Here is a 21,292-nt window from a genome sequence, read left to right on the forward strand (position 1 = left end):
GGTGACGGGGGCGTCGGCACCGATGCCGCCCACCGGATCTGGAACCGGTGGTTGGGGTGCGGGGCTTCCCGGTGCAGACACCGACGCCGGCGCGGCAGCCGGTGCGGCATACGCAGGCGCGGAGGCGGGTACCGCCGAAACAGTTTGTGCTGGTGGGTAATACGACGGAACGCCCGCAGTGTCGAGCCGCCCTCCGCTTGTCGGCCCCAGCTGCCCGGGAACCGCGAACACAGGCAGCGGCGCGGCCCGGATCGCGCTGAGCGCATCCTCGTACGCGTCGGCCACCGCGGCGGTTCCGGCGCGCATCGCGGTCAGCCAATCACCGCCGACATGCTCGGCAACAAACGGCCTGACCTGTTGGTCGACGAGTTCGGCGGCCGTATCGCGCTGCCCCACCCCGCTGCGCACCGTCCGGGCCGCAGCCAACCAGACGTCGCGGTGCGAGGCGCACCGTTGCTCTATCTCGATGGCAGCCGAGACCTTGTCGTCGACCGCCCGCCACAATCGATCGCCAAGCGTGCCGAGCGCCTCGGCCGCGGTCCGCAACGCCGTGACCAGCTGCTCGGACGCGGTGGCGTGGCCCGTCAGAAAGGTGTGCGAGGCTGCCGCCCCGCCGCCCTGCCAGGCCGCGGCGAGCGCGTCGGCCTGCTCGCGCTGCAGCTGCAACGCTTGTTCGGCGACCGCCGCGGCTGCGGTGAGCGCGGCCCGGTCGGCCTCGAGTGCGCCAAGGTCGAGCCCCTCCTCGGCGCAGTACCGGTCGTACATCGCGGCGGGCTGGGTGGTCAGATCGGGGTGTTGGTAGCCGAGCTGGTGTGCCGCCCAGACGTATTCGGCCAGTGTGTCCACGGCGGGCATGCCCTGCGCCAAAGTCGTTGCCACGTCGCCACTTCGGGACATCACTCAGCCCACCCGGCTCGCGGCCAGCTCGTCGGTGGCCGCATACCGGTCGGCGCAGAGCCGCAGCATCGCCGCGATCTCACCGGCTGCTCGGGCCCACTGCCGCACGGCGTCGGCAAGGTCCTGGGTGCCGGATCGGACAGCCTCACCGTGGGCAACATGCTGTCGGCCGGCGGTGGCGCCGCCGAACGCAGGGCAGCTCAACCGGTTCCGGGAGTTGCCCTCGAGCAGGTCGGCGATCGCGTCGTACTGCTGCGCGGCGGCAAGCACCGCCGCGACGTCAATACGGGCCAGGTCAAGTTGTCCCATGCCCGGTTTAGACGCAACCGGACGCGTTCTGGTTCCCTCAGGCGGACTGGCCGCTGACCGAATCGGCCACGCGCACGGCCACCATCCGGGCCGTGTTCTCGTCGGCCGCTTCGACCATCACCCGAACCACCTGCTCGGTGCCCGACGGCCGCAACAGGATTCGGCCGGTATCGCCGAGTTCGGCCTCGGCCTCGGCGACCGCCGACTGCACGGACGGCGCCTCGGCCACCGCTGCCTTGTCCGCCACGGCCACATTGATGAGGACCTGCGGCAAGGTATGCATCGGCTCGGCGAGCGCGGCCAACGAGCTGAGGGTCTGAGCCATCCGCGACATCAGGCGCAGGCCCGTGACGATGCCGTCACCGGTCGTGCCGAGCCCGGGCAACACGATGTGGCCGGACTGCTCGCCACCGAGCGAATACTCGCCGGCCCGCAGCTCCTCCAGGACGTAACGGTCTCCGACGCCGGTGGTGCGAACCTCGATACCGGCGGCCCGCATGGCCAGGTGCAACCCGAGATTGCTCATCACGGTGGCCACGAGCGTGTTCGACGCCAGCTCGCCGGCCTCCTGCATCGCCAGTGCCAGCACCACCATGATCGCGTCCCCGTCGATCACCTGACCGGAGGCGTCCACGGCCAGGCACCGGTCGGCGTCGCCGTCGTGCGCGAGCCCCAGGTCGGCGCCGTGCTCGAGGACCGCGGCCTGCAGCGTCTCCATATGGGTGGACCCGCAGCCGTCGTTGATGTTGAGGCCGTTGGGCTCGGCGTTGATCGCGATGACGTTCGCTCCGGCGGCCCGGTAAGCCCGCGGCGCGGCGGCCCATGCCGCGCCGTGCGCGCAATCGACCACGACAGTCATGCCCTCCAGCCGGGTGGTGACGGCCTTGGAGGCGTGGCGGAGGTAGCGGTCCAGCGCGTCTTCGGCGTCGAGCACCCGGCCGATACCTGCGCCCGTGGGCCGGTTCCCGGGACCCGCCTGCACGAGTTCCTCGATCCGGTCCTCAGCGGCGTCGTCGAGCTTGTGTCCGCCCGGACCGAAGATCTTGATGCCGTTGTCGGGCATCGGGTTGTGCGACGCGGAGATCATCACCCCGAAGTCGGCGTCGTAGGCGCTGGTCAGATAGGCCACCGCCGGGGTCGGCAGCACCCCGACCCGTAGGGCGTCGACGCCCTCGCTGGTGATACCGGCGATCACCGCGGCTTCCAGCATCTCGCCGCTGGCCCGCGGATCGCGTCCGACGACCGCCACCGGGCGGCGGGTCCCGGAAGAGTTGGCGAGTCGCCGCGCCGCCGCCGAACCGAGCGCAACCGCCAGCTCGGCAGTCAGATCACGGTTGGCGACCCCGCGCACCCCATCGGTGCCGAACAGTCGACCCATGCTCTCAAACTTCTCATAATCGACCGTCAGAAACACAACCGACGAGGTCAGCGACCATCTCGGGGCTCAATCGAGATGACCCCGTGACCCCAGACGCAGATCACCGCCCGCACCTGGATCAGATGCGGGCGGTGATTCAGCGGATCGGATCAGCCGATCGGGGCGTCAGTGTCCTCGCTCGGGGCGGAACCGGGCGCCGGCGTCGTCGTGGGCGACGTCGTGGTGGTCGGCGCGGTATCGCTCTCCTCGGGACCCGTGCCCTCGGTGTAGCTCGACGGCTCGGTGGCGGCCCCGCTATGGGCCGGGGCGGCCTCGTTCTGACGGAAGCTCACGGCTCCGATCGTGTTGTCGCAGACGTTCTGCTCGGTGCCGCTGGCATCGACCTTCTGCGCGGCCGACGTCACCGTGCCGGCATCGGTGTCGCACACCTTGGCCGCCAACTCCGCGGCCGAGGAGACCTCGACATTCTCTAGCACCCCGGCCGAACCGACGGAGACGTCAACCCTGCCGTCCTGGGTATCGGCGTTGGCCAACCCCACACCGGCCGAGAAGAAGAGCGCCCCTCCCAGAGCGGCCCCTACCGTCACTCGTTTGAGGGTGTCGTTCTTCATCGAAAGCATGCAGTACTCCTCTCAGTCGGGAAGCGGTTCGGTCTGTTCCAGGCGCAGTACAGCGCCCCCACTTCGCCTCCACGGGTTGCACGCTTTCGGCGGTACTCAAACCAAAATTTAATAATTCGCCCTGGTCCCCGTCGCCGGTTCGGACCGCCTTGGGGTTCGCCCTGCTCACTTTCGACACTGGTGGCGGGGTCGGCGGCCGCTTGCTGAGGCACCCCGGAAAAAGACCGAAAAAAACCGCCGGGCATGGGAGTTGTCCCCATGCCCGGCGGCCATGACTCGCACAGATCAGCGCTTGCTGTACTGAGGCGCCTTGCGGGCCTTCTTGAGGCCGTACTTCTTGCGCTCGATGGCACGCGGGTCACGCGTCAGGAAGCCGGCACGCTTGAGTGCGGGCCGGTCCTCCGGCTGCACCAGGATCAGCGCACGGGCGATCGCCAGGCGCAGGGCGCCGGCCTGACCCGAGGGGCCGCCACCATCGAGGTGGGCGTAGATGTCGAACTGCTCGAGGCGGTCGACGGTCACCAACGGGGCCTTGATCAGCTGCTGGTGCACCTTGTTCGGGAAGTAGTTCTCCAGGCTGCGGCCGTCCAGGTTGAACTGGCCGGTGCCGGGCACCAGGCGCACCCGCACCACGGCCTCCTTGCGGCGGCCGACGGTCTGGATGGGACGGTCGATGATGACCGGCTCGCGCTGCTCCAGCTCCACGGTCTCGGTCACGGTTTCGACCACGTCACCGTTTTCAATCGTCTCGGTCACTGGGCCACCTGCTTGATCTCGTACGGAACCGGCTGCTGCGCGGCGTGCGGATGATCCGGGCCGGCGTAGACCTTGAGCTTCTTCTGGATCTGCCGACCGAGCTTGGTGTGCGGCAGCATGCCGATGATCGCGTTCTCGACGACGCGGGTCGGGTGCTTCTGCAGCAGCTCGCCGATGGTGCGCTTGCGCAGACCGCCCGGGTAACCCGAGTGGCTGTAAGCGAACTTGTTGGTCAGCTTGTTACCGCTGACGGAGATCTTGTCGGCGTTGATGACGATGACGAAGTCGCCACCGTCGACATTCGGCGTGAATGTCGGCTTGTGCTTGCCGCGCAGCAGATTGGCAGCTGCCGCGGCGAGCCGGCCGAGCACCACGTCTTGGGCGTCGATGACGTACCACTGACGCGTGGTGTCACCCGCCTTCGGCGTGTACGTAGGCACAGCGCTTACCTCTTCTTCTCGGGTTGAGTCCCAGGATGTCCCGGGGGCCGGTCAGGTCTGCGCTCTACGATGTCCCGGCGACCGACGTTGACCCGGGGACCGCGCCCACACGGGCAGCACACACCAACGGAGCAGCTTACCGGTGGGTGTCCGCGCAGGTCAAAACGCGCCTGGCGGCATCGGGAGTGCCCAACGTGAACACGTCGCGAGATTGTCGAGAAATTTCGCGATCGTGTTCACGTTCGGCGCCACTAGGTGTAATTCAACTAGGTGTAATTCAACTAAGACACCGAATCCTTTTGGTCAGGCACCACACTGCCGTCCGGGCGGCGAAGCGGGGCCTGGCTGCCGCTGGGCTCGATGAAGCCCTCCGTCGCGCATTCGTACGCCTCGACCTGCTTCTTCTTCGGGTCGATGAACATCGGGTTCACCAGCCAACGACCGTCGGCGTTGTCGTAGGCCGAGCACATCAGCTCGGTCTTGTTGCGGTTGAGCACAAGGCGCAAGGCGGTGGCATCGGTGAGGAACGTGACGTCGGTGTCGGAGTCCCCGGCGCCGAACGCCGCCCGCTGGGCCTCGGCCTGCTGCTCGAACGCAGCGGGGCCCTTGATCCCGAAGACCTCCTCGTTGACCCGGCATCGCTTGCCCTCGATGTACGGGATGGCCACCTCACCGCCGCACGGCACCAGCTTCGACGTCAGCACATCGCCGTCGCGCTCGGTGCGCACGCCCATCACCTTGTCCGGGGTGAAGCCGAGATCGGCCGCCCACACCCGCACCACCGGCTCGGCCGAGGCGGAGATGATTCGAACGTCGAAACCGTTGGCCCGCAATGTTTTCACCAGGTCGCGCATCTCTGGGTAGTACCGGACCCAGCCGGTCTCGTCACCGCTGCCGACCTTCTGCTCGGTGCCCTCGGGCGCGGCGAGATTCTCCTTGCGGGCGGCCTCGGCGAACCCGGTCAGTTCCGACTCGGGCCAGCCGGCCAGCATCTGGGCCGCCCACGCGTACGACGGCTCGAACCGGCGGGCGTTGAACCCGGCGAAGGCCGGTTCGTCGGCCCGCGTCTGCCCCTCGGTGTACACCGACACCAGTTCGTCGGCGCACCCGAGATCGGTGCCGGTCGGCATCGGCCGGCCCGGAGTGGTTGCGGCACAAGCCTTGCCGAGTGCCGCGGCGGCCTGCGGGGTGAGGTAGGGGCTGGTGGTCGACCAGTCGCCGCCGGCGGGCGCCCGCAACTTGCCGTTGCGCACCATCCAGAAGAAGGTGGCGTCACCGATGTCGTTTTTGACCACGGTGTTGTCCCAGTCGAAGAGCGCCAGCGGAGCACCGTCGGCCACTGAGCCATCCACGCCGCAGGTACCCAACTCCGCGAGCATCGCGTTGATCCGGTCCCGGTTGTCGCCGTACCAACCGGGGTTGTCGACCAGGGTGCGACACCCGGGCGCTTCGGCAGCGGACGACTCCCCCGAGTCCTCGCCGGTGCCGCAACCCGCCAAGGCGACCGTCGTCGCGGCGAGCAGAGACAGGACGGCACGTACGGTCATCGAGACTCCTGTTCAGTTGAGCTGGGTCATGCGGGTCGGGTCGAGCTCCGAGGTGCGTGAGGTGTCCTTCAGGTCGACGCCGGAGCGGCCCAGCGCCAGCGCGCCGTCGACCAGGCCGGCCGCCACCCGGGCGGCTTCGGCATATCCGAGGCCGTCGGGTGGGTGGATGTTGGAGATGCAGTTGCGATCGGCGTCGGTGCGGCCGGGCATCGGCAGGTGCGTGAGATAGATGCCCAGGCTGTCGGCGACGCTCAAGCCGGGGCGCTCCCCGATGATGACCAGCAGAGTCCGGACGTGCGCCTGGGCCCCGATGTGATCACCGAGGGCGACGCGGGCCTGGGTGGCGATCACCGGCGGAGCCAGGGTGTGACGGCCCTTGAGCTCGGCCACCAGGGCCGTCAGCAACGCCACACCGTGGCGGTCCAGCGCCGTCGGCGACAGCCCGTCGGCCAGCACGAAACCGATGTCGGCGCCGCTGTCGGGTACCGACATGCCCTCGGCGGGTTGGCGTCCCAAATCGGGCCGGCGCAGATACTCGTCGCGGGAGGTGGCCTTACTGGTCACCACGGTCGGCTCACCGATGCCCACATCGAGGAGAGCTTCCCGGAGTCGATCCACGTCCAGCGGCACGTGCACGGCATCGCGGGCCGCGGCATGTGCGGCGGACAGTTCCAGCACCCGTCGGGTCGGCAAGGCGTTACCGGCCCGGCCGAGACCGATCCGGGCCTGCGTGGTCTTGCGCAGCTCGTCCCAGAACTCTTGAACCGCAACCTCGTTCGAGCTCATCGCCCCTCCGCCGAGGTCAGCGACCGCAGCACCGACCGCTCCAGGTCGAACGGGGTTAGCTTGCCGGTGTCGTCGACCATGCCGACGCGGCGCAGCCACGCCTCGAACTCTGCGGCCGGCCGCAGGCCCAGCGTGCGCCGGGTGGTCAGCACATCGTGGAACGACAGGCTCTGATAGCCCAGCATCACGTCGTCGGCACCGGGCACGGTGATGACGAAGGCCACCCCCGCCGCCGCCAGCAGGGTCAGCAGTGTGTCCATGTCGTTCTGGTCGGCCTCGGCGTGGTTGGTGTAGCAGACGTCGACACCCATCGGCAGCCCGAGCAACTTGCCGCAGAAGTGGTCTTCGAGACCGGCGCGGATGATCTGCTTGCCGTCGTAGAGGTACTCCGGCCCGATGAACCCGACGACGGTGTTGACCAGCAGGGGTTGCAGGTCGCGAGCCACCGCGTAGGCCCGGGCCTCCAAGGTCTGCTGGTCCACCGGCTTGCCGCCGACACCCAGGTGCGTCCCGGAGCTCAGTACCGAGCCCTGCCCCGTCTCGAGGTACATGACGTTGTCGCCGACGGTGCCGCGGTTCAGGCTGCGCGCAGCATCCCGACCCTCCCGCAACAGCTGCAGATTCACCCCGAACGCCGAGTTGGCCCCTTCCGTGCCCGCGATCGACTGGAAGATCAGGTCCACCGGCGCCCCGGCCTCGACCAGGCCGATCGTGGTGGTGACATGCGACAGCACACAGGACTGCGCCGGGATGTCGTAGCGGGTGCGGATCGAGTCGAGCAGGTACAGCAGGTCGGCGGTGGCCTGTGGCGAATCGGTGGCCGGATTGATCCCGATCACCGCGTCACCGCAGCCCAGCAACAGCCCGTCGAGCACCGCCGCGGCGATACCGCGCGGATCGTCGGTCGGATGGTTGGGCTGCAACCGGGTGGCCAGTGTGCCGCGCGCGCCGACGGTGGTGCGAAACGCCGCGGTCACCTCCGCGGCGGCCGACACCGCGATCAGATCCTGGTTGCGCATGATCTTGCTGACCGCCGCCACCATCTCCGGGGTCAGTCCCGGCGCGACGGCGGAAAGCCGCTGCGCGCTGTGGTCGTGCGCGGTGACATCCATCAGCCAGTCACGCAGGCCACCGACGGTCAGGTGCGAGATCTCCGAAAAGGCTTGGCGGTCATGGCTATCCATGATCAGCCGGGTCACCTCGTCGGTGTCGTAATCCACCAGCTCCTCGTTGAGGAAGATGTCGAGCGGGAGGTCGGCGAGCACCCAGGCGGCCGCGGCGCGTTCACCGTCATGCTCGGCCGCGCAGCCGGCGAGCTGATCGCCCGAGCGCAGCGGGGTGGCCTTGGCCATCACCTCGACGAGCCCGTCGAAGCTGTAGGTCACCCCCGAAACCTGCTGGTGGTACTTCATTTCAATTCGCTCTCCGCCTCCGCGAGCATCGCGAACTCCTCATCGGGCGAGTTGGCCACCAGGCGGTGGCGGCTGTACACGGCGAAGTACAGCATGAACGCCGCGAACACCGCGAGACACAGACCCGCGGCCAGCGGGTTGACCAGGAAGGTCGCGATGAGTGCGACGACCGCGACGATCAACGCGAAGCCGGTGGTGACGACGCCGCCGGGGGTGCGGTACGGCCGGTTCATCTCCGGTTCGCGGACCCGCAGCACGATGTGGCTGACCATCATCAGCACGTAGCTGAGCGCGGCGCCGAACACCGCCATGTTCAGGATCAGGTCACCCTGGCCGGTCAGCGACAGCGCGAAGGCGACGACACCCGGGACGATCAGCGCCAGCGTCGGGGCCTTGCGCTTGTTGGTCACCGACAGCGAGGTGGGCAGGTAGCCGGCGCGCGACAGCGCGAACGTCTGCCGGGAGTAGGCGTAGATGATCGAGAAGAAGCTGGCGATCAGGCCGGCCAGCCCGATGTAGTTGACCAGTTTGGCGGCCGTGCCGTCGCCACCGAGGGCCTGCACCAACGGATCGTCCACGGTCGACATCGCCTCGGCGCCACCGGCTCCGGTGGTCAGGAACAGTACCGTCACGCAGGTGACGACCAGGACGGTCATCGCGGCGATGATGCCGCGCGGCACGTTGCGCTCCGGGTTGGCGGTTTCCTCGGCGGCCAGCGGGACCCCTTCGACGGCGAGGAAGAACCAGATGGCGAACGGGATGGCGGCCCAGATACCGAGGTAGCCGTGCGGCAGGAAGGCCGATGATCCGAGCGCTGCCGCGTCGGGGGCCATGTCGGTCAGGTTGGCGACGTCGAAGCTGCCGATGGCGCTCACCGCGAAGATCACCAGGCCGAGGATCGCGATGGCGGTGATGACGAACATCAGCCGCAGCGCCTCGCCGACGCCGGCGAGGTGGATGCCGATGAAGATGATGAACGCCGCCAGGTAGATCCACCAGCCCTTGTGGATGCCGAACAGCCCGAGGGATTCGACGTAGCCGCCGATGAACGTGGCGATGGCCGCCGGGGCGATCGAGTATTCGATCAGGATCGCGGTGCCGGTCGCGAAGCCGCCCCAGGGGCCGAGCGCTCGGCGGGCGAAGGTGTAGCCGCCGCCGGCCGCGGGCAGCGCCGAGGACAGCTCGGCCAACCCGAGCACCATGCAGAAGTACATCGCGGCGATGATCACCACGGCGATCAACAGACCGCCGAAGCCGCCCTGCTCGAGGCCGAAGTTCCAACCCGAGAAGTCGCCGGAGATGACGTAGCTGACACCGAGGCCCGCCAGGAGCAGCCAGCCCGCACTTCCGGATTTGAGCTGACGTTTCTGCAAATAGTCAGCGCTCTCCAGGTGTTCTTCCACACCCGCCATGTCAAACTCCTTTTTGTACCGCGTGTTTCGCGTGGCCCGAGTGGGCGTGACCCAAAGGTAGAAAACTCAACCTTTAATGGAAGAGTATTGCCCTCCGCGGCGGCCCTGTCTACCCCAACCGGCGAAAATCGGTGTCAATCGTCGGGTTTGAGCGGAAGACCCACGACGATGCGGGCCGCATTGTGTCCCAGGATTCGCGCCGCCGCGGCGTCGATTCCGCGGCCAGAGCTCAACTCGGGCAACGGGTCTGCCAATTTTGCGTGCCGGACACTCACCTCGCCGACGGCGGTCACCCCCACCCCCACCTGCAAGGGCGACCGCTGGGCCGCGCGAAGCGCCAACTCGGGCGCAGACACTGCGTCAGCGCCCGGCAACACGGTGTACGGAACACCTTCTTCCTCGATGCCGGCCAGTACCTGCCGCTCGACTTCTCCCTCGCCCGAGCTCATCACCACGATCACGGGAGGGTCGGGACGCCCACCACTACGCGTCAACGCCCGCCCCCACCGCTCGCGCGTGCGAGGCCACCAGGCCGGTGGCGACGGCATTGCGCGGCCCTTCGGTTCCGCGGACATTGCCGGTGCCGCAGACGATTCCGTACGGGGCCAAGGCGTCGGCGATGAGCTCGGGGATCTCGAAGTCCAGCGCGCACCCACCGAGCAGCACCACGAAGCCGATCTGGCGCAGATCCGCCCCGGGTGCGACGGACCGCAGGGCGCGCAGCGCGTTGACGACGAAGACGCGTTCCTTGGCCGCGCGCCGCACCAGCCTGATCCGATCCATCGAGTGCCGGGTCGGGATCGCGGTCATGCCGAACTCGCCGAGGGTCACCACCCTGGCGAATGAGGCAGCGGGTAATGGCTTCTCGAAAAATGACACGGTGCCGTTCTCGAGCCGCACATGAAAGAAGCTCTCGGCCTTGCCCAGCGGGAACCGTTTGATGTCCTCGGCCAGTTCCAGGTTGTCCAACCCCAACTCGGCGTCGATCAGCTTGGTGACCAGGTCGCCGGCGCCGGCCAGGTGCACGGTCTCGACCCGGGAGTCGGCCTCGATCAGCGCGGCATCGGTGGACCCGCCGCCCAGGTCCAACACCACGAGTGGCTTCTCGGTCCCGGGCGTCGTCAACGCACCGAGCACTGCCATCTCCGCCTCGACACCGCCGACCACCACCTGCACCGCGTCGGCCCCGGCCGCCTGCAACCGGTTGCGCACCTCCTCGGCCACCGCCCGCATGCCGCTTTCCCTGGTCCGCACCATCGCGGCCAGGGCCACCGCGTTCTCGAGCGCCACCTCACCGGCCACGCCACCGCGAACCTCCTGCGGCACAAAGGTATCCACCGCCAGCAGGTCCTGAATCCGGACGTCTGCGACAGCGTGGCCGGACAGCTCGGCCATGCTCTCGCGCACGTTGGCGATCATTCCCCCGGCGTTGGTTCCCGCTTCGCCGACGACGTCGGTCAGCGGGGCGACCCGCTCCAGTGCGGTCATGATCTCCAGCGCGCCACGGGATACGTCGACCGATGCCCGCTTCTGTGCACCGGCCAACTCGAGCGATCCCGCCGGGATCGTGCGGTCCGCGACGTCGCCGGCCGGGGTGCGCACCACGACCGCCGAGCGGTTCCCCGTCAACGCCCGAGCCACCGGCGACACCACCTTGGTCGCCGGCGCGTCGAGGCCGAAGATCGTCGCCAGGCCATAGGCATTGGACAGCGTCCGGATCGACATCCCCGGGGCGGCCACCTCGACCGCCGCCAACATGCCCAGCGGTACCGCGTCGATGCGGGACACCTCGTCGATCACCGGGATCACCGAGTCGAGCCGGTTGGCCACCAGCACGGCGTCGTCGTTGGCCAGGATCGCCCCGGTGACCCGCGCACCGCGAGCCGAGGCCGCGTTGATCGTGCGTGCGGCCACCTCGAAGTCGACGTCGCGGGGCACCACCACGATAACGTCGGCGTCACAAGGGGTTTGGCCCAGATCTCCGAATGCGACGGTGACACCTACGCCGAGGCCACGCCCCCCGGGTGTGCGCGGGTCGTGGCCGATCATGGTCGACTCGGTGATGATCGTCTCGGTGATGGTCTCCATCGCCATGCCGCTGATCACCGGGGTGGCCTCGTTCAGCAGGACGACGTCCAACTCGGCCAGCCGCGTGCCGGCCGCCTCCAACGCGCGCAGCACGGCCTGGGCCACCCCGTCGGCATTGCGTGGCGTGCCCTTGACACCCGTCGTGGGCGTCAGCGCGGCGCCGCTGAAGCGCACCGATCCGTCGGATGCGACGACCGCGGCGCTCGCCTCGGTCGTCGAGTTGCCGATGTCGACACCGACAACGGTCACCGCCATCAGGTCCCCAGTGCCTCGGAGGTGGGCTCGGCGAACTGCGGGGTCACCTCGACAGGCCGGGCCTGCTTACGGATCTGCTCGGTCTCCTTCAGGTGCAGCAGTGCCGCCTTGGCCTGCCAGCGTGGCCGGGCCATTTGATCGTTGAGCGTCGGAACCGGCTCGGGCGATTCACCTTTGGCGTACTGGGCGGCGTTCGACCCGATCTGGCGATAGGTCTCCAGAGTCATCAGCGGGCTCTGCGGAAACAGCTCCAGGCTCGACAACCGCGGCAGGTCACGCTGGTGGATCATCGACGTGCCGCGAGACAGGATCCCGATACCGATCCCCGACCCGCTCAGCCTGGCCGCCGCGTGCGCGATGACCGCGAGGTCACTGCTGTGCTGCACCCGGATACACCGGGCCGCCACCTCCTGCTCCTCGATGCCGGCCAAGATCTGCCGGATCACGTCGGCATGGGACAGGCCGATGATCGTCTGGCTGAAGAAGTCGGCAAAGGCCGGTGATATCGCCAGTACCACCTCGTCAGAGCGGGTTCCGGCAGTCGCGGGGCCCTCACCGGTGAAAGTGATTGTCCTGTCCGCCATGTCACTGGACCTCCTGCTCGGGGTTCTCGGCGCTGGTCACGTGCCGCAGCCGCTTCATCTCCTCCCAGCGATCGCCGGACGGTCGGTATCCGGTACCGGGACCCGCATAGTCGTTGCGGTCGTTGACTGCGGACAACGGTGTGAGGTCACGCGTCATGATCGCCGAGGTCTGCAGCAGATCACCGGAAACCCGTTGCCGCAGCACGGCCAACAGGTTTTCGGCGACATCGGAGAAGCCGGTGGATTCCAGCGCCTTGACCAGGTCCAGCCCGGTGATGTTGCGATCCATCACCTGCTGGGCGCCCTTGAGGTCTTCGAGGACGTCGCGCGGGATCAGCTCGCGGCTGCCATGGGCATACACGGCCGTCTCGATCTCGGCATCGGTGATGGCCGGCAGGTCGAGATAGGCGAACACCGCCTGCAGCGCCTTACCCGCGCGGCGGCGGGCCGCGAGGATCTCGGCCTCGTTCACGTGGCGCAGTCCGCCGTCGATCTGCAGGTCCCGCTGGATGGTGTTGAAGTCGTCGTAGTCTTCGGCGTCCAGGTTGGACCCGGCGAACATGTCGTCGTAGTTCGGCGGCGCCGAGTAGCCCGAGCAGATGAAGTCGGTGCCCGGCATCATCTGCGGCAACAACCGGGCGATCCGGCGCATCGGCGAATGCGAGAACGACTGGTCGTTACCCGAGGCGCATTCCAGGTCCAGCGCCGAGGCGATCAGGTTCTCGGCCGCGACGGCCCGGATGCCGGCCGGCACTGCGCCGGGCACACCGATGCACGAGATCGAACCGTTCTGCAATCCTTGTACGCCTGCACCTTTCGCGACCAGGATGCAGCGGATCTCCAGGTACAGCATGGACCGGCCTTCGGCATTGCCCATCTGTACCTCAGAGCCGGTGCCGGAGGTGAACCGCATCTTGATCCCGCGTGACGCATAGGCGGCGGCCAGAAACGCCTTCGACCATGGAGTGTCGTCGCCGTCGACGAACACCGATTCGGTGCCGTACACCGAGATGGTCTCGGCGTAGGCGGTGATGCCGCGCATACCCAGTTCCAGCTCGGTGGCCTCCTCCAGCGCGCACTGGGTCAGCCGGCCGCCGATGCCGACCTGGCTACCGATCTGCTGGGCCATCGCGACCAGCGGCGCGTAGCGCACGACGCCCAAAGTCGTTTCCACTTCCGAGAATCCGCGCAGCGATGCCTCGGCGGCCTCACAGGCGACCTGCAGTGGATTGTCCCGCGCACTCGTGCAGTGCGCCTGATTCGCCGGAGTGCGACGGGCCCGCATCTTCTGGATGCCCATCATGATCTCGACGATGTTGAGCGTCTTGGCGACTTCGAGCAGCTTGGCCGGGGTGAGGCCACCGGTCACCGCGATCACCTGTTCGCGGGTCACATGCGGGTCGACCAGCATCCGGGCGATCTCTGCCGCCGGGATCGCCATGGCCTGTTCGGTGGTCGCAATGTCGATGGCGTGATCGGCGATGAACTGGTCGATGAAGTCGAAATCGGCACGGGCCCGGCCGTCCATCTCCACGATGACGCCGTCGGCGACCCGCACGCTCGGCGCCGGATCGAAGGCGCTGTCCATGGCCACCATGCCGACCTCGGGCCATTCCTCGACGAAGCCGTCGAGGTTGACCGGCCGGTCTTCGAGGACCTTGGTGCGCTCGGACTGCCGGCGGTGGCCTGCCGCGGAATGCTGGGGCGATGCTGCTGTCACCGGTGTCTCCTATTCGCTGGTGGCCAGGATGTCGCGACGCTCGTATACGTCGGCGGCTTCACGGACGAGCTCGGCCAGCAATCCCGCGCCGTATTTCGTGTCCAACTCGTCGGCGATCGAGTCGAGCTCGGCCTTGGTCGAGGCGTTGGGCCGCAACGCGTTGTAGATCTGCAACACCCGCTCATCGCTGATTGCGGTCATCTCGGCGGCCCGGCGGAGGTTCGACCCCAGCTGGCGACGCCCCACCTTCTCGGCGATCTGCGCCTGCAGGCGCAATGTCTGCGGCGTGATGCGCAGGTCCGAGGCTTCGACCTCACCTGACATCACCGCCTCCACGGTGAGGTCGGTGATCGGCTTGCCGTTGGGGGTGAACAGCAAGTCCGTGCGATTGAGGCTCAGCGGGTAGTCCGCCGACGGATCGAGGGTCGGTTCTGTCATTCACTGCTCCAACTGATTCGGTGCGGTTCTCTCTCCGCGTGCAACACAACGCCCGACGATTGTGCGCTGCATCACGTTGCATGAAGGTTGCGCTGCAGGTCAGTGCGGCTAACCTGTCCCGACGATGCACGTTCCGGGATTCAGCTCGCTCGCCGCCCTCGGCGAGTTCTTTGCCCTGCCGACGGCTGAGGCGGCCACCTGGCGGCCCATCGGATCGCTGTGCGGCGACCCGGCGGTGTTACGCGAGTACACCATGCGCACCCGGGCCGCGACCGCATCCGGCTTCGGCGTCGACGAGGCCGACATCCCGGTCAAGGCAGCGGCCTCCTCGCTGCACCTGGCGATCACCGCGCGCCTGCTCTCCCCCGCCGTCGGCGCCGCGGTGTGCCTGGGCGCCGTTCCCGTGCTCACGCTGGATTCGCTCTTCTGGCAGGAGAATTCATCACATCGACCACTGCTGGGGTCCGACGGTGTCGAGTGGGTGCGTGAAACCGACCCACACCGCGGCGCAGCCATCATCGCCGATTCGCTGATCGGGCTCGTGTTGAACCTGCTGAACGACACGATGCGGCAGGCGGTTTCGCTGCCACCACAGGTGATGTGGGGCAACGTCGCATCGGCGGCCAACGGTGCCGTCACCGTGCTGGCCGGCTCCCGTCCCGACGCCGCCGCGCACGGCCGCGAACTGGTGACGGCACTGCTCACGACCGAGCGGCTGCGTGGGACCGCAGAGGTTGCGGGACAACGGTTTCGGCGGCGCAACTGCTGCCTGTTCTACCAAGTGCCCGGCGGCGGCTACTGTGGTGACTGCGTGTTGGTGTGATGCCTACAGGGCTGCCACTCCGGCTTCTGTCAGATTGCCGCTGCCGCGGCGGTCGCCACCGCCACATCCTGCTCCACACTTCCCGCACTGACACCGACCGCGCCGATGACGATGCCATCGGCCTCCAGCGGAATGCCACCGCCGAACACTACGAGGCCGCCCGCGGTCTGCTCCAGGCCGTACAACTCACCGCCGGGCTGAACCAGGTCCATCAGCGCGCTGGTGGGCAGGTTCATCAGCACCGCGGTGCGCGCCTTGCGGATCGAGATGTCGATGCTGGCCTTGATCGCACCGTCCATCCGGACGAATGCCACCAGATGGCCTCCGTCATCGACCACCGCGATGTTCATCGGCTGGCCGATCTCGTTCGCCTTCGCGATGGCGGCGTCGATCACCTTCTGCGCCGTGGACAACGGCAGGGATGTCATATGTCCTCCAGGTAGACCGCGAACGTGAGCTTGTGTGCGAGATTTGCGGGGGGGTTACGCACACAAGCCCACGTTCGGCGGTGGCTCGGTGTCAGAAAAAGCCTTGGGCCTTGTTCCCGTAGCTGACCAACAGGTTCTTGGTCTGCTGGTAGTGGTCGAGCATCATCTTGTGGTTCTCCCGGCCGATGCCCGACTGCTTGTAGCCACCGAACGCGGCATGCGCGGGGTACTGGTGGTAGCAGTTGGTCCACACCCGGCCGGCCTTGATGTCCCGGCCGGCCCGGTAGGCGGTGTTGCCGTTGCGGCTCCACACACCGGCGCCGAGGCCATAGAGGGTGTCGTTGGCGATCGAGATGGCCTCGTCGTAGTCCTTGAACGAGGTCACCGCGACGACGGGGCCGAAAATCTCCTCCTGGAACAGTCGCATCTTGTTGTTGCCGGTGAAGATCGTCGGCGCCACGTAGAAGCCGCCGCCCAGATCACCACCCAGATCGGCCCGTTCACCACCGGTGATCAGTTGGGCGCCTTCGGATTTCCCGATCTCGATGTAGGACAGGATCTTTTCCAGCTGATCGTTGGAGGCCTGCGCACCGATCATCGTCTCGGTGTCCAGCGGGTCGCCCTGGCGCACGGCCTTGGTGCGGATCGCGGCCAGCTCGAGGAACTCGTCGTAGATGTCGGCCTGGATCAGCGACCGCGACGGGCACGTGCACACCTCGCCCTGGTTCAGGGCGAACATGGTGAAGCCTTCCAGCGCCTTGTCCTGGAAGTCATCGGTGGCCGCCAGCACGTCGGAGAAGAAGATGTTGGGGCTCTTGCCGCCCAACTCGAGCGTCACCGGGATCAGGTTTTGGCTGGCGTACTGCATGATCAGCCGGCCCGTGGTGGTCTCACCGGTGAAGGCGATCTTGGCGATCCGGTTGCTGGAGGCCAGCGGCTTGCCGCACTCGACGCCGAAACCGTTGACCACGTTGACCACACCGGCAGGCAGCAGGTCACCGATCAACGACATCAGGTACAGCACCGAAACCGGAGTCTGCTCAGCAGGTTTGAGCACCACGGCGTTACCTGCGGCCAGCGCGGGCGCCAGCTTCCAGACCGCCATCAGGATCGGGAAGTTCCACGGGATGATCTGGCCGACCACGCCGAGGGGCTCGTGGAAGTGGTAGGCGACGGTGTCCTCGTCGATCTGCGAGAGCGAACCTTCCTGGGCGCGCAGCACCCCGGCGAAGTACCGGAAGTGGTCGATTGCCAGCGGGATGTCGGCGTTCAGCGTCTCGCGAATCGGCTTGCCGTTGTCCCACGACTCGGCCAGCGCCACGGATTCGAGGTTCTCCTCGATCCGGTCGGCGATCTTGTTGAGGATGACGGCGCGGGCGGCCGGCGAGGTCTTGCCCCAGGCCGGTGCGGCGGCGTGCGCGGCGTCCAGCGCCTTCTCGACGTCGGCCTCCGAGGAGCGGGCCACCTCGCAGAACACCTGGCCCGTCACCGGCGTCGGGTTCTCGAAGTAACGGCCTTCTACGGGAGCAACCCACTCTCCGCCGATGTAGTTGTCATAGCGGGATTCGAAGGACATCAGAGCGCCGTCGGCACCCGGGCGGGCATATACAGTCATGGCAATCTCCTGCATTCGGACACGGTTGTGTGTCGGTCATCACTAAAGGTAGTCAGCAGTACGTTGCAGCACAGTTGCACACGTGAAATGCGTCGGCGGGCCGACGATTCAACCCGTCGGCCGGCCGACGATTCAGGCCAGTTCTGAGTCGATTCCGGCCAGATGTCCGCGAGCCTGCGCGCGGGCCACCGGGTCGGCGTCGGCGTGATCGTGCAGCACTCGCCAGCCGCGGCGATCGTCACGGCCGTCGGGCAGCTCCAACCACCGGCGCAGCAGTTGCAGGTTGCCGCCGGTCAGGACCGCTTCACGCAGGCTGGCGCTCAGCTCGGTACGCAGCCGGGCGATCGCCGGAGACACCGACTGCGGCAACAACGCCCCCGCGTACGCATCGAGGGCGGCCGCCACGTTCCCGGCCTGCAGCGCGTCGTACACGTCACCCATGTCGCTGGCCACCGGCGCGAGCAGTCGGTACGGCCGCGAGGCGATGTACTGGCCACCGATGACCCGGCGTAGCCGCGACACCTCGGCGCGCACCGTGACCACGTCGAGGTCTTTGTCGTCGAGCAGCAGCGCCAGATGATCCGCGCTCAAGCCCTCGGGGTGGCGGATCAGCAACACCAGGATGTCGGCGTGCCGCCCGGTCAGCACACTGTCCTGCGGCCGGCCGGTGGCATCGGGCACCCGCCAGCGCGGCCGGTCGGCGCCCAGCACCCGCAGCCGCGCGCCCTCGTCCTTCGGGGCGACGACGGGTGTGGTGAGGCGCAGCAGGGCCAACTGGTTCTCCACTGCCGCCGCGGTCGCCCTGACCAGGGCCAACGTCTGCGGTGACGCCACCTTTGACCCGCCGGTCAGATCGATGGCACCCAGTAGTGCGCCGGTGGCCGGGTCGTGCACCGGAACCGCCGTACAACTCCACGGGTGCACGATGCGGGAGAAGTGCTCGGAGCCCAAGATCTGCAGTTCGCGGTCCAACGCCAGGGCGGTGCCCGGGGCGTTGGTCCCGGCCGTGCGCTCGCTCCAGTCCGATCCGGGCACGAAGTTCATCGCCTCGGCTTTGCGGCGCACGCCATGGTCGCCCTCGACCCAGAGCAGCGTGCCGTCGGCCGCGGTGATCGCCACCAGCACCCCGGCGTCGACGGCATCATCGACCAGGAGCCGCCGGATCAGCGGCAAGGTGGCAGCCAACGGATGGCTCTCGCGCAGTTCGGTCAGCGCCGTCGCGGCAGCCGCGGCCCTGGCGCCGAGGTCAGGATCCACACCGGTAGCCAGGCTGCGCTGCCAACTCTCGGCGATGATGCGGCGCACCGGGGCCGAATCCAGATAGTCGGCATCCACCCGACCCTCGATGAACAGGTCATGGATGGCACGCACCTTCGCGGGCTGTGCCCGGGTTGACATCCGGCCTCCCGCGGTTCTCGATGCGGCCACCGCTATCACGCTCCCGGCATGGACATGGCATTGACGCGTGACCGCCAGGATAGTTGACCTGCCGGTTGCGTGTATGCCACCGCGTGGTCACACGCTGGCGAATCGGTGAATCGGTCGCCGGCCGGTATAGTGGTGTCACGGCGGCTTGCTCGTTCTGCCTTTGCCGCGATCTCGATCTCACCATCTCAGCGCCGCGGGAGTCACCCGCGCCGAGCAGAACGTCGCCTACTTTCTTCGGAGTTGTTTTTTGTCTGCCCAGACCACGTTTGCCGACCTCGGCCTGCCCACCGAACTTGTGGCGGCACTTGCCGCCAACGGTGTGACCACGCCGTTCCCCATCCAGGCCGCCACCCTGCCTGACTCGCTGACCGGCCGCGATGTGCTCGGCCGCGGCCGCACCGGCTCCGGCAAGACCTATGCGTTCCTGCTCCCGCTGGTGTCGCGCCTGGCCAAAAGCGGAACCCGGCGGGCTCCCAACCGCCCGCGCGCGCTGATCCTGGCGCCCACCCGCGAACTGGTCACCCAGATCGAGGCGTCGCTGGCCCCGCTGGCGGCGGCCACCGGTTTGCGGTCGGTCAACATCTTCGGCGGTGTGGGCCCCAACCCGCAGATCGCGGCGCTGCAGCGCGGGGTGGACATCGTGATCGCGTGCCCGGGACGGCTCGAGGACCACATGCGTTCGGGTCACGCCGATCTGTCCGCGGTGGAGATCACCGTGCTCGACGAGGCCGACCACATGGCCGATCTCGGCTTCCTGCCCGGCGTGAAGCGGCTGCTGGACCGCACGCCGAAGAACTGCCAGCGGCTGCTGTTCTCGGCCACCCTCGACGCCGGGGTGGACGTCCTGGTGGACCGCTACCTGCACGAACCGGTGGTGCACAGCGTGGACTCCGCCCAGTCCCCGGTGACCGCGATGGTGCACCACGTGCTGCACGTGGACAATTCGACGCGGATCAACGTGGTCGCCGACCTGGCCGCCGCACCGGGCCGCACGATCGTCTTCGCCCGCACCAAGTACGGTGCGAAAAACCTCACCCGCCAACTGAATTCACGCGGTATCGCGGCAGTTGAGCTGCACGGCAACCTGTCCCAGAACGCCCGTACCCGTAACCTGACGGCGTTCTCCGACGGATCGGCGGGCGTGCTGGTGGCCACCGACATCGCCGCCCGCGGTATCCACGTCGACGACGTCAGCCTCGTCGTGCACGCCGACCCGCCGGTCGAGCACAAGGCCTACCTGCATCGGTCCGGCCGCACGGCCCGCGCCGGCAACGAGGGCACCGTCGTGACGATCATGCACGACGCCCAGGTTTCCGACGTGCGCAGCCTGACCCGCAAGGCCGGGGTCAAGCCCACCATCACCCGGGTGAAGGGCACCGACCATCCGGTGCTTCGTGAGATCGCGCCCGGCGACCGGGTTTTCGGTGATCCGATCCGCCCCGAGCCCGCTGCGCAGCCCGCCCAGGCGCCGCGCCGCCAGGGTGGCGGTAAGTCCGGTCAGCAGCAGCGACGCAACCGTCCCAGCGGTGGCAACCGCAACGGCGGAGCTCCGGCCCGCTCCGGTACCGGCGGCCATCAGCGCGGTGGGCCGCGGCGCCCCCGGCGGGCAGGCGACGCCAACTCCAGCCGGTAGAAACCGGGCCGCCGGCACCTGAAGTGTGCGGTCCCGCTCGCCTCTCCATGTCGAACGGGACCGCACCGGCTTCAGCTGCCCCAGGCGTTCGCCGCGCTGCGGTCGGTGGCGGCCACGTCATCCGCACCGTCGCGCACCGCGTTGCCCAGGGTGAACAGGATTTCGTTGAGTGCTGCGGCCGCCTGGTTCCATCGCGCTTGCTCGACGGCGTAGGCCTGCGCGGCCTCCCGCGTCCAGACCTGCTGCAGCGGCGCGATCTGGGCCCGCAATTCGTCCAGGGCGGCGTTGAACCGGCTGGAGGTGGTGTGGATCTCTTGGCGGACGGTGTATTCGATCTCACCGAAGTCGTATGACAACACGTTGCTCATCGCCGGCCCCTCAGATGCCGTCGCCGACGGCACCGAGCCGCTGCGCGTGGGAGTCGACGGCCGCGCGCAACGTCCGTTCGTTGGCGCGGATGGTCTCGGCGATGCGGCCCAACGTGGTGTGCAATGTCAGTGATTCACTGTTCCAGCGGTCGACCACATCACGGAACCGCGCTGCCGCCACCCCGCCCCACACCGAAGGCGGCACACTGCTCATCCGCCCGATGAAGGTCGAAAGCATGGCGCGGACATCGACGTTGAGCACGTCGATCCGGCCGGCCACGCTCGTCATCACGTCGAAGTCGGTGCCCAGCGGCCCGGTCAGTCCTGGTGGCATGTGTCCTGCCCTTCCGGTCTT

At 68.0% G+C, this 21,292-nt stretch carries 21 protein-coding genes and 1 pseudogene; 2 read left to right on the top strand and 20 right to left on the bottom strand.

From position 1 onward, the window contains the following. The 15 genes and pseudogenes from A5699_RS24305 to A5699_RS24375 form a co-directional block, all read right to left on the bottom strand. Positions 1-879, bottom strand: a pseudogene (locus tag A5699_RS24305) (hypothetical protein); the annotation flags it as partial. Positions 880-900: 21 nt separating this feature from the next. Continuing rightward, positions 901-1,206: a type VII secretion target gene (locus A5699_RS24310; protein WP_067775129.1), complete on the bottom strand. Its 306-nt coding sequence runs from the start codon at positions 1,204-1,206 to the stop codon at positions 901-903. 37 nt (positions 1,207-1,243) lie between these two features. Further along, positions 1,244-2,584 (bottom strand): phosphoglucosamine mutase, encoded by a 1,341-nt coding sequence (glmM, locus tag A5699_RS24315; RefSeq protein ID WP_067775319.1) that lies wholly within the window; start codon positions 2,582-2,584, stop codon positions 1,244-1,246. A 149-nt stretch (positions 2,585-2,733) separates the two neighbouring features. Next, entirely contained in the window at positions 2,734-3,204 is a 471-nt protein-coding gene (locus A5699_RS24320; RefSeq protein ID WP_067775131.1) for a hypothetical protein, read from the bottom strand. 285 nt (positions 3,205-3,489) lie between these two features. Then, positions 3,490-3,933, bottom strand: coding sequence for a 30S ribosomal protein S9 (rpsI, locus tag A5699_RS24325; protein ID WP_142253955.1), 444 nt, complete (start codon positions 3,931-3,933; stop codon positions 3,490-3,492). Positions 3,934-3,956: 23 nt separating this feature from the next. Continuing rightward, on the bottom strand, positions 3,957-4,400 hold the full coding sequence (rplM, locus tag A5699_RS24330; RefSeq protein WP_067775134.1) for a 50S ribosomal protein L13: 444 nt from the start codon (positions 4,398-4,400) through the stop codon (positions 3,957-3,959). Positions 4,401-4,681: 281 nt separating this feature from the next. Further along, positions 4,682-5,947: an HAD family phosphatase gene (locus A5699_RS24335; RefSeq protein ID WP_067775137.1), complete on the bottom strand. Its 1,266-nt coding sequence runs from the start codon at positions 5,945-5,947 to the stop codon at positions 4,682-4,684. Positions 5,948-5,959: 12 nt separating this feature from the next. Next, positions 5,960-6,733, bottom strand: coding sequence for an ethanolamine ammonia-lyase subunit EutC (gene eutC / locus A5699_RS24340; RefSeq protein ID WP_067775139.1), 774 nt, complete (start codon positions 6,731-6,733; stop codon positions 5,960-5,962). Next, positions 6,730-8,145: an ethanolamine ammonia-lyase subunit EutB gene (locus A5699_RS24345; RefSeq protein WP_067775142.1), complete on the bottom strand. Its 1,416-nt coding sequence runs from the start codon at positions 8,143-8,145 to the stop codon at positions 6,730-6,732. The genes eutC and A5699_RS24345 overlap by 4 nt, the downstream gene beginning before the upstream one ends. Then, a complete protein-coding gene (gene eat, locus A5699_RS24350) occupies positions 8,142-9,557 on the bottom strand; it encodes an ethanolamine permease (protein WP_067775144.1) in 1,416 nt (471 codons plus the stop codon). Before eat ends, A5699_RS24345 begins: the two co-directional genes overlap by 4 nt. 134 nt (positions 9,558-9,691) lie before the next feature. Continuing rightward, entirely contained in the window at positions 9,692-10,006 is a 315-nt protein-coding gene (locus tag A5699_RS24355; protein ID WP_067775325.1) for a glycerol dehydratase reactivase beta/small subunit family protein, read from the bottom strand. Positions 10,007-10,040: 34 nt separating this feature from the next. After that, the gene (locus A5699_RS24360) at positions 10,041-11,900 is read right to left on the bottom strand and encodes a diol dehydratase reactivase subunit alpha (RefSeq protein WP_067775147.1); all 1,860 of its coding nucleotides are present in this window, start codon (positions 11,898-11,900) and stop codon (positions 10,041-10,043) included. Next, the gene (locus A5699_RS24365; RefSeq protein ID WP_067775150.1) at positions 11,900-12,484 is read right to left on the bottom strand and encodes a propanediol/glycerol family dehydratase medium subunit; all 585 of its coding nucleotides are present in this window, start codon (positions 12,482-12,484) and stop codon (positions 11,900-11,902) included. The genes A5699_RS24360 and A5699_RS24365 overlap by 1 nt, the downstream gene beginning before the upstream one ends. 1 nt (position 12,485) lies before the next feature. Beyond that, positions 12,486-14,204: a propanediol/glycerol family dehydratase large subunit gene (locus A5699_RS24370; RefSeq protein ID WP_067775153.1), complete on the bottom strand. Its 1,719-nt coding sequence runs from the start codon at positions 14,202-14,204 to the stop codon at positions 12,486-12,488. Between the two features lie 9 nt (positions 14,205-14,213). Then, entirely contained in the window at positions 14,214-14,642 is a 429-nt protein-coding gene (locus A5699_RS24375) for a diol dehydratase small subunit (RefSeq protein WP_067775157.1), read from the bottom strand. 124 nt (positions 14,643-14,766) lie between these two features. Between A5699_RS24375 and A5699_RS24380 the strand changes: the two genes are divergently transcribed. Next, the gene (locus A5699_RS24380) at positions 14,767-15,465 is read left to right on the top strand and encodes a (2Fe-2S)-binding protein (protein ID WP_067775160.1); all 699 of its coding nucleotides are present in this window, start codon (positions 14,767-14,769) and stop codon (positions 15,463-15,465) included. A gap of 29 nt (positions 15,466-15,494) precedes the next feature. On the opposite strand, the gene A5699_RS24385 is transcribed toward A5699_RS24380, so the two are convergent. The 3 genes from A5699_RS24385 to A5699_RS24395 all read right to left on the bottom strand — a co-directional run bounded on the left by A5699_RS24385 (position 15,495) and on the right by A5699_RS24395 (position 18,906). Further along, positions 15,495-15,893, bottom strand: coding sequence for a heme-binding protein (locus A5699_RS24385; protein WP_067775163.1), 399 nt, complete (start codon positions 15,891-15,893; stop codon positions 15,495-15,497). A 91-nt stretch (positions 15,894-15,984) separates the two neighbouring features. Further along, positions 15,985-17,508 carry an aldehyde dehydrogenase gene (gene adh / locus A5699_RS24390; protein WP_067775327.1) on the bottom strand — a complete coding sequence of 508 codons (1,524 nt, stop codon included), beginning with the start codon at positions 17,506-17,508 and terminating at the stop codon, positions 15,985-15,987. Positions 17,509-17,640: 132 nt separating this feature from the next. Continuing rightward, positions 17,641-18,906, bottom strand: a complete 1,266-nt coding sequence (locus A5699_RS24395; RefSeq protein ID WP_067775166.1) for a GAF domain-containing protein — start codon at positions 18,904-18,906, stop codon at positions 17,641-17,643. Between the two features lie 277 nt (positions 18,907-19,183). Between A5699_RS24395 and A5699_RS24400 the strand changes: the two genes are divergently transcribed. After that, the gene (locus A5699_RS24400) at positions 19,184-20,569 is read left to right on the top strand and encodes a DEAD/DEAH box helicase (RefSeq protein ID WP_067775168.1); all 1,386 of its coding nucleotides are present in this window, start codon (positions 19,184-19,186) and stop codon (positions 20,567-20,569) included. A gap of 71 nt (positions 20,570-20,640) precedes the next feature. Here A5699_RS24400 and A5699_RS24405 read toward each other — a convergent pair whose 3' ends face one another. Both A5699_RS24405 and A5699_RS24410 read right to left on the bottom strand, forming a co-directional pair. Then, on the bottom strand, positions 20,641-20,937 hold the full coding sequence (locus A5699_RS24405) for a WXG100 family type VII secretion target (RefSeq protein WP_067775171.1): 297 nt from the start codon (positions 20,935-20,937) through the stop codon (positions 20,641-20,643). Between the two features lie 10 nt (positions 20,938-20,947). After that, positions 20,948-21,271, bottom strand: coding sequence for a WXG100 family type VII secretion target (locus A5699_RS24410; RefSeq protein ID WP_067775174.1), 324 nt, complete (start codon positions 21,269-21,271; stop codon positions 20,948-20,950). Positions 21,272-21,292 lie beyond the last annotated feature (21 nt).

The sequence above is a fragment of the Mycobacterium sp. E802 genome (assembly GCF_001666875.1).
GTDB lineage: Bacteria > Actinomycetota > Actinomycetes > Mycobacteriales > Mycobacteriaceae > Mycobacterium.